The organism is Rhizobacter sp., assembly GCF_046595475.1.
In the GTDB taxonomy this organism is placed as follows: Bacteria; Pseudomonadota; Gammaproteobacteria; order Burkholderiales; family Burkholderiaceae_C; genus Rhizobacter.
The window spans coordinates 1-7,481 of record NZ_JBKJOQ010000108.1 but is presented as its reverse complement, the minus strand read 5'-3'; the positions used below and the strand labels follow the sequence as shown (position 1 = coordinate 7,481).

The following is a 7,481-nucleotide window of genomic DNA, read 5'->3' as shown; positions in this document are numbered from 1 at the left end:
GTCGAACGGGTTCATGCTCATCTTGACGTTGGCGATGTCCACGCCACTGCCATCGCTCTTCACCCGCACCTTCACGTTGTAGTCAACCACTCGCTTGACGGCTACCAGCACTTTCATGGGACTTCTCTTTCTTGGTTAAAACAAAAACTTCAACGCCAACCGGGCACGGCCACGGTGGTCGTCGCGATGCGGGCCGAGCGCGCGCTCAAGGCCCGCTCTTGCGAGCCCACGTGGCCCGACAAGAGATAAAGGGTGTGGCCGGTTGCGCCGCCCAGCACGCAGGCGATGGCCTGGTCATCACAGGCAATGCGGTCGGTGATCTCGCCGCCTTCACGCACGCGCACGAATTCGCGGGTGCGTGGCATTGCAGCCCAGATGGCGCCGTCGGCGTCTTGGCAGATGCCGTCGGGTACCAGGCCGGGCAGCGGCGCCCACACGCGCCGTTGGCCTAGCGAGCCGTCAGCAGCCATGTCGAAAGCGGTGAGCCTCTCACCCATGGTTTCGGCCACGACCAGGGTGCGGCCGTCGGGGGTGATCACGCTGCCATTGGGGAAGTAAAGGTCATCGGCCACTGCGCGCGCCTGGCCGCCTTGCGGCGGCACATGGATGAGCACGGTCGGCTGCAGCGGCGCACGCGCGGAGAAGTCGAAACCGAAATTGCCGACGTAAGCGTTGCCGCGCGCATCGACCACCATGTCGTTGCAGTCGTGGGCGGCCAGCGCGCTCAGGTCGGCGTGCACCACCAGCCCTTGCGGGTCTAGGCGCAGCAGCTGCCGGTCCAGCATGGACACGACCAGCAGCCGGCCGTCTGGCAGCCAGCCCAGGCCTGAGGGCCGCCCTGGCACGGTGACCACCACGTGCTTGGTGCCATGGGCGTCGACTCGCGCGACTTCCAGGGTATAGAAGTCGGAGAACCACAGCTCGCCCTGGTGCCAGCGCGGGGCTTCGGCGAATGCGAGGCCCTCAAGCAGTGTGGCCGGTTTCATCTACTTGGCGGCCAGGCCCAGGCGCTGGATGAGCGCCTTGTCCTTGGCGAAGGTGGCCACGGCCCAGGCTTTGTATTCGTCACCCGTGCGATACCACATGTCTTGGTTGAGCTGGGCCAGCACTTCCAAGTGCTTGGGATCGTCCATGGCCTTCTTGAAAGCATCGTGAATCGCCTTCACGACCGCCGGGTCCATGCCCTTGGGGCCGACCAGGCCGTAGGGCGAGTTGCCGACGATGTTGTAGCCCAGCTCCTTGGCGGTGGGGATCTGCGGCCAGCGCTTGGTGCGTTGCTCGCCGAAGGTGGCGAGCAGGCGCATCTGGCCGCCATCGACGAATTTGTCCCAGCCTGACGCGTCACTGGCGGCCATCACGTGGCCGCCCAGCAGGGCTTGCATCAGGTCGGCGTTGCCTTTGAAGGGCACGTGGTTGAACTCGACCTTGGTGTTGTCGGCCAACTCTTCGAGCAAGAGGTGTGGGCTGGTGCCGATGCCGGTGGAGCCGTAGTCGATCTTGCCCGGTTGCTTGCGTGCGGCCTCCACATATTCCTTGAAGGTCTTGTACGGCGAATCATTCTTCACCACGAAGCCGAAGGTGTAGCCCGACACCCCCATGATGAAAGTGAAGTCGTTGATCGGGTTCCACTGCGTCTTCTGCATGTGCGGCAGGCGCAGCATGCCCATCGGAAACTGCGAGATGGTGTAGCCGTCGGGCTTGGCCGTGAGCGCCATGGTGCCCGGGCCGATGGTGCCGCCGCCACCGGGCTTGTTCTCGATGATGATTTGCTGGCCCAGGTGCTTGCTGGCGATCTCGGCCAGCGCGCGGTGGTGGCGGTCGGTGGAGCCGCCGGCAGGCCAGGGCACGATCAGGGTGACGGGCCTGCTGGGGTAGGCCTCGGCATGGGCAACGCCGAAGGGTGCGGCCAGCGCAGCGCCGGCAGCAGCGAGCATCAGGCCGCGGCGGACGCGCTGTACCAGACGGGGGGCAGATGCGTTCACAGAAAAATCTCCAATGGGTGGGTGAGTAGGAATAGAGGACAACCGGGTCATGAGCTTGCAGTGCGGGCAGCTTCTCTTTCTTGCAGCTCGCGCCACTGCACCTTGCCCGAGCCAGATTTAGGGAGCGAGGCCACGAACTCCACCATGCGCGGGCTCTTGTAGGCGGCCATGTGGTCGTGCGCCCAGGTCACGATATCTTGCTCGCTGACCCGACCCTGGAATTCAGGCTTGAGCACCACCAGGGCCTTGACGGTTTCGCCGCGCTTCGGGTCGCGCGCCCCGATCACGCAGGCTTCCAGAATCGCGGGGTGGCGGTACATCAGCGTTTCCACTTCGGCTGGCCACACCTTGAAGCCCGACGCGTTGATCATTCGCTTCAGGCGGTCGACCATGAAGAAGTAGCCGTCGGCGTCGACCTGTGCCAGGTCACCGGTGCGCAGAAAGCGCTTGCCGTCGATCTCCAGGAAGCTGTCTCGGGTGGCCTGCTCGTTGTTCCAGTAGCCGAGCATCACCTGCGGGCCGTGCACGATGACTTCACCGGTTTCGCCCACGCCCAGTTCTTGCATGGTGACCGGGTCGACCACGCGCGAGTCGACGTCGAACACCGGTATGCCCAGGCATTGCTGCTTCGGTGCCTGCGGCGGGTTGAGGTGTGTGGCGGCCATGGTTTCCGACATGCCGTAGCCCTCCACATAGTCGAGCCCGATCTTTTCCTTGAGCTTGGCGGCGATGGCCTGCGGCATGGCCGCCCCACCGCCGCGTATGCCTTGCAGGCTCGTGAGGTCGTAGTCGTCGAGCCGCGGGTTGGAGAGGAAGTCGATCATCATCGTGGAGATGACCTGCCACACCGTTACGCGGTAGCGCTGCATGCATTCGGCGGCAGCGTCGCGATCCCAGCGCGGCAAGATGACGATGGTGGCGCCGAGGTACAGCGGCCCATTCATGCTGCCGGCCATGCCGGTCACGTGGAAGTAGGGCAGCACCGACAGGTACACCGCGTCTTGCGTGCGGTTGAACCAGTGCACGCCGCCAACCAAGGTGCTCATCACGCTGCGGTGCGTGTGCATGCAGCCTTTGGGCTGGCCGGTGGTGCCTGAGGTGTAGGGCATCACGCACAGGTCGTCGGGGCCAGCGGTGAGTGGGCCAGGGCGCAGGTTCTTTGCCAGCATGTCGACCCAGGGCGTGCTGTTGGCGTCGGAAAGCACCTTGCGCGGCTCGGCCACGAACTGGGGCAGTGCGAAATCGGTGGGGCGCTTGAGGTAGTCGCTGTAGGTGGCGACGATCAGGTGCTGGAGGCTGGTCTGGCCCACCAGTGGCGCCATCTGCGCATGCAGGTCTTGCGGTACGAAGGCGGTGGTGGCGCCGGTATCGGCCACATAGTGCCGCAGCTCGTCGGTCATGTTCATCGGGTTGACCGGAACCACGACGGCGTTGGCGCGCAAGATGCCGTAGAAGGCCAGCACCCATTGCGGGCTGTTTTGCATGTACAGCAGCACGCGGTCACCCGCCTTCACGCCGCACACCTGCTGCAGGTAGCCCGCAATGCGCTCGGCTTCATCCTTGAATTCGGCGAAGCTGAGCGGCGTGTCGTAGAAGACGATGAAAGGCTTGTCGGGGTAGCGCTGCGCCGAGACCTCGGCGTTGTAGAAGAGGTTGGTCTGCGCCAGCGTCAGGTGCCGGGGCAGACCGGGTGGCCAGTGGGCAAGGTGGCGATCGGACATCGCAGGGTTCTCATTTGAAAAGGTTCAGCGCGACGCGTCGATCTCTTGCGCCAGAGCCCAGGCCTGCTCGGCCAGCGGTCGGGCGCGTTTGCCCGAGGCCACGGCATGCTCGCTCGATGCATTGCCTTGCTGCGCGCGGTGGGCAATGCCTTGCAGGATGCCGACCAGGCGAAACATGTTGAACACCATGTAGTAGTTCCACTCGGCCTTTGACACCGCGGTCTTGCGGCCGGTGCGCTCCATGTACAGCGCCACGTAGTCGGCCTCGGTGGGGATGCCCAGCGAGGGCAGGTTGGCGCTCACCAGGCCACGGCCGCTGCCAGCGCCCATGCGCCAGGTCATGCAGTGGTAGGCGAAATCGACCAAGGGGTGGCCGAGGGTCGACAGCTCCCAGTCGAGCACGGCGAGGATGCGCGGCTCAGTGGGGTGGAAGATCACGTTGTCGAAGCGGTAGTCGCCGTGCACGATGGCCACTTCATCGCCTGGCGGGATGTACTGGGGCAGCCACTCGATCAGCTGGTCGGCCGCATCGATTTTCTCGGTTTCGGCCGCCTTGTATTGCTTGGTCCAGCGGGCCACTTGGCGCTCGATGTAGTTGCCGGGCTTGCCGTAGTCGGCCAGGCCGATGGCGTTGGGGTCGACGCGGTGCAGCGCAGCCATCACGCGATTCAGCTCGCTGTAGAGCTCGCTGCGTTGGGCGTTGTTGTAGTCGGGCAGCAGCGGGTCCCACAAGATGCGGCCGTCTACGCAGTCCATGATGTAAAAGGCCGTGCCCAGCACGGCCGGGTCTTCGCACAGGGCATAGGCCTTGGCGACCGGCACCTCGGTCTTGGCCAGCGCGCTGATGACCTTGAACTCGCGGTCGACCGCATGCGCCGAGGGCAGCAGCACGCCGGGCGGCTTGCGGCGCAGCACGTAGTTCTTGCCGCCCGCGCTCAGCTTGAAGGTGGGGTTGGACTGCCCGCCCTTGAATTGCTCCACGTGCAGCTCGCCGCTGAAGCCTTCCACATGCTGGCGCATGTAGGCGTCGAGCTTTTGCACATCAAACGCGTTCTGGGGTGCAACAGGCTTGGTGCCGGAAAACTGCGTGGCTGACGTGTCTTTGCTCATGCTGAATTTGTCTCAGGTGATGCTGCTGCCGCCATCGATGGGCAAGGCATGCCCGGTGATGTGGCGTGAGGCTTCGCTGGCCAGGAAAACAACTGCTCCCTTGAGGTCTTCATCACCGCCGAGGCGGTGCAGCGGCGCGCGGGCCACGACGCTATCACCAATTTTGTCGAGCAGGCCGTAGGTCATTTTGGTCGGGAAGAAGCCAGGGCAGATGGCGTTCACGTTGATGTTGTACGCACCCCATTCGGAGGCCAGCGCACGCGTCATGTTGATGGCCGCGGCCTTGGAGGTGTTGTACGCCACCATGGTCACGCCAGGGCCGTTGCCCTTCAAGCCGGCGACTGAGGCGAGGGTGATGATCTTGCCGCTCTTGCGCGGGATCATGCTGCGCTTGGCCACTTCACGCGACAGGAAGAACGGCGCGTTGACGTTCAGGTCCATCAGCTTGTTCCACGCCTCGTCGGGGTAGTCCTCGGCAGGGGCGTTCCAGGTTGCGCCGGCGTTGTTGACCAGGATGTCGATCTGGCCGTAGGCTTTGAGCACCTGATCCACGAGGCCGGGGATCAGGTCGAACTTGGCCAGGTCGTTCGAGACGGTGATCGCCTCGATGCCCATGCCTTTCAGGTGCGCCTGCGCTTCGGCCAGCTCGTCGGCCTTGCGCGCGACGAGCACGAGCTTGCAGCCCATCTCACCGAGCGCCTCGGCCATTTGCAGGCCGAGGCCGCGCGAGCCGCCGGTGATGAGCGCGATCTTGCCGTCGAGCTTGAAGAGGTCTTTGACGCTCATGCGGCCCGCACCGTCAGCCGTTCAGGCTGAGCTTGTCGAAGCCGAGCAATGTGCACAGACCCTTCGACGGGCTCAGGGCGAACGGATGTGCGGCGCGGCAACGAGATCATCAGACCACTTCGAAGAGGCCGGCTGCGCCTTGACCGCCACCGATGCACATGGTCACGACCACGTACTTCGCGCCTCGGCGCTTGCCTTCGATCAGCGCATGGCCGGTCAGGCGCGAGCCGGTTACGCCGTAGGGGTGGCCCACTGCGATGGCCCCACCGTTGACGTTGAGCAGCTCGTCAGGAATGCCCAGCTTGTCGCGGCTGTAGATCACTTGGCAGGCGAAGGCTTCGTTCAGCTCCCACAGGCCGATGTCGCTGACCTTGAGGCCCGCCTGCTTCAGCAGCTTGGGGATGGCGAACACCGGGCCTATGCCCATCTCATCGGGCTCGCAGCCTGCTACCGCGAAGCCGCGGAAGATGCCCATGGGCTTGATGCCGCGCTTCTCAGCCAGCTTGCTGTTCATCAGCACACAGGCAGAAGATCCGTCGGAGAACTGGCTGGCGTTGCCGGCGGTGACCACGCCGCCCGGCAGGGCTGCGCGTATCTTGGCCACGGCTTCCAGCGTGGTGTCGGGGCGTATGCCTTCGTCAGCCGAGATGGTCACTTCTTTGGTGGTCAGGCGGCCGGTGACCTTGTCGGCCACGCCCATGATGGTGGTCATGGGGGCGATTTCGTCCTTGAACTTGCCGGCGGCTTGGGCAGCGGCCGCGCGCAACTGGCTGCGCACGCCGTATTCGTCTTGTGACTCCTTGCTGATGTTGTAGCGCTTGGACACCATCTCGGCCGTCTGCAGCATGCTCCAGTAGATCTCGGGCTTGGACTCGAGCAGGGCAGGGTCGGCGCGCATGTGGCGGTTGGTCTCGTTTTGCACGCACGAGATCGACTCCACGCCGCCACCGATGGCGACTTGCACACCGTCGACGATGATGGTGTGAGCTGCCATGGCAATCGCTTGCAGGCCCGACGAGCAGAAGCGGTTGATGGTGACGCCGGCGGTGGTGACCGGCAGGCCGGCGCGCAGCGCGGCTGCGCGGGCGATGTTGCCGCCAGTGGTGCCTTCGGAGAGCGATCCGCCGAGGAACACGTCTTCGATTTCAGCCGGGTCCAGGCCCGAGCGCTTGACGGCGTGCTCGATGGAGTGCGCGGCGAGGGTGGCGCCGTAGGTCATGTTGAAGGCGCCCTTCCAGCTCTTGGCCAGGCCGGTGCGCGCGGTGGAGACGATGACTGCTTCGGTTGTCATGGGTGTGATTCCTTTGGTGTCTGTTCACGACCCTCCGTTCGGGTTGAGGTATTGAAGCCCCTCGCTGGCTTCGATACCTCAGCCCGAACGGAGTTGAGGGTCAGTTAAAGGTTTTGCCTTCTTCGGCCAACTTCAGCAGCAGCGGCGCGGGTTGCCAGAACTTGGCGTCAGCACCCGGCTCGGCGGCGATGCGCTTCAGTGCACGCACGACGTTGGGCAAACCCACGATGTCGGCGTAGAGCATCGGGCCACCGCGGTGCTGCGGGAAGCCGTAGCCGTTGAGGTAGACCACGTCGATGTCGGACGCACGCTGGGCAATGCCTTCTTCGAGAATGCGCGCGCCTTCGTTGACCATGGCGTAGATGCAACGCTCGATGACTTCTTCGTCGCTCACCTTGCGGGCCGTCAGGCCGCGTTCCTTGCGGAAGTCTTCGATGATCTTGTCGACCGCCGGATCGGGGATCGCGTCGCGCTTGCCTGCTTCGTAGCGGTAGAAGCCCGCGCCCGTCTTCTGGCCGAAGCGGCCGGCTTCGGCCAGGCGGTCGGCCACGATCGGGATGTAAGCCTCGGGGTTGGCTTCTTTGCGGCGCT

General features: G+C 64.6%; 7 protein-coding genes and 1 pseudogene. All 8 read right to left on the bottom strand.

Annotated elements, in window-relative coordinates:
- Positions 1 to 117 (bottom strand): annotated as a pseudogene (locus AC30QB_RS19705) (electron transfer flavoprotein subunit beta/FixA family protein); the annotation flags it as partial.
- A 32-nt stretch (positions 118 to 149) separates the two neighbouring features.
- A complete protein-coding gene (locus AC30QB_RS19700) occupies positions 150 to 986 on the bottom strand; it encodes an SMP-30/gluconolactonase/LRE family protein (protein ID WP_489547968.1) in 837 nt (278 codons plus the stop codon).
- On the bottom strand, positions 987 to 1,934 hold the full coding sequence (locus AC30QB_RS19695) for a tripartite tricarboxylate transporter substrate binding protein (RefSeq protein ID WP_489547969.1): 948 nt from the start codon (positions 1,932 to 1,934) through the stop codon (positions 987 to 989).
- A gap of 95 nt (positions 1,935 to 2,029) precedes the next feature.
- On the bottom strand, positions 2,030 to 3,703 hold the full coding sequence (locus tag AC30QB_RS19690) for a long-chain fatty acid--CoA ligase (RefSeq protein WP_489547967.1): 1,674 nt from the start codon (positions 3,701 to 3,703) through the stop codon (positions 2,030 to 2,032).
- A 24-nt stretch (positions 3,704 to 3,727) separates the two neighbouring features.
- Positions 3,728 to 4,813 (bottom strand): phosphotransferase, encoded by a 1,086-nt coding sequence (locus AC30QB_RS19685; RefSeq protein WP_489547966.1) that lies wholly within the window; start codon positions 4,811 to 4,813, stop codon positions 3,728 to 3,730.
- Between the two features lie 12 nt (positions 4,814 to 4,825).
- Positions 4,826 to 5,599 carry an SDR family oxidoreductase gene (locus AC30QB_RS19680; protein ID WP_489547965.1) on the bottom strand — a complete coding sequence of 258 codons (774 nt, stop codon included), beginning with the start codon at positions 5,597 to 5,599 and terminating at the stop codon, positions 4,826 to 4,828.
- 109 nt (positions 5,600 to 5,708) lie between these two features.
- Complete coding sequence (locus AC30QB_RS19675; protein WP_489547964.1) at positions 5,709 to 6,890, bottom strand: acetyl-CoA C-acyltransferase; 1,182 nt, start codon at positions 6,888 to 6,890, stop codon at positions 5,709 to 5,711.
- A 100-nt stretch (positions 6,891 to 6,990) separates the two neighbouring features.
- On the bottom strand, positions 6,991 to 7,481 hold a 491-nt coding region (locus AC30QB_RS19670; protein WP_489547963.1), incomplete at its 5' end, for a 3-hydroxyacyl-CoA dehydrogenase family protein.

What these genes read in the sequence shown, in the direction of transcription:
- AC30QB_RS19675 (WP_489547964.1), bottom strand. Translation starts at nt 6,890, where the DNA reads ATGACAACCGAAGCAGTCATCGTCTCCACCGCGCGCACCGGCCTGGCC.
- AC30QB_RS19680 (WP_489547965.1), bottom strand. Translation starts at nt 5,599, where the DNA reads ATGAGCGTCAAAGACCTCTTCAAGCTCGACGGCAAGATCGCGCTCATC.
- AC30QB_RS19695 (WP_489547969.1), bottom strand. Translation starts at nt 1,934, where the DNA reads ATGCTCGCTGCTGCCGGCGCTGCGCTGGCCGCACCCTTCGGCGTTGCC.
- AC30QB_RS19700 (WP_489547968.1), bottom strand. Translation starts at nt 986, where the DNA reads ATGAAACCGGCCACACTGCTTGAGGGCCTCGCATTCGCCGAAGCCCCG.
- AC30QB_RS19690 (WP_489547967.1), bottom strand. Translation starts at nt 3,703, where the DNA reads ATGTCCGATCGCCACCTTGCCCACTGGCCACCCGGTCTGCCCCGGCAC.
- AC30QB_RS19685 (WP_489547966.1), bottom strand. Translation starts at nt 4,813, where the DNA reads ATGAGCAAAGACACGTCAGCCACGCAGTTTTCCGGCACCAAGCCTGTT.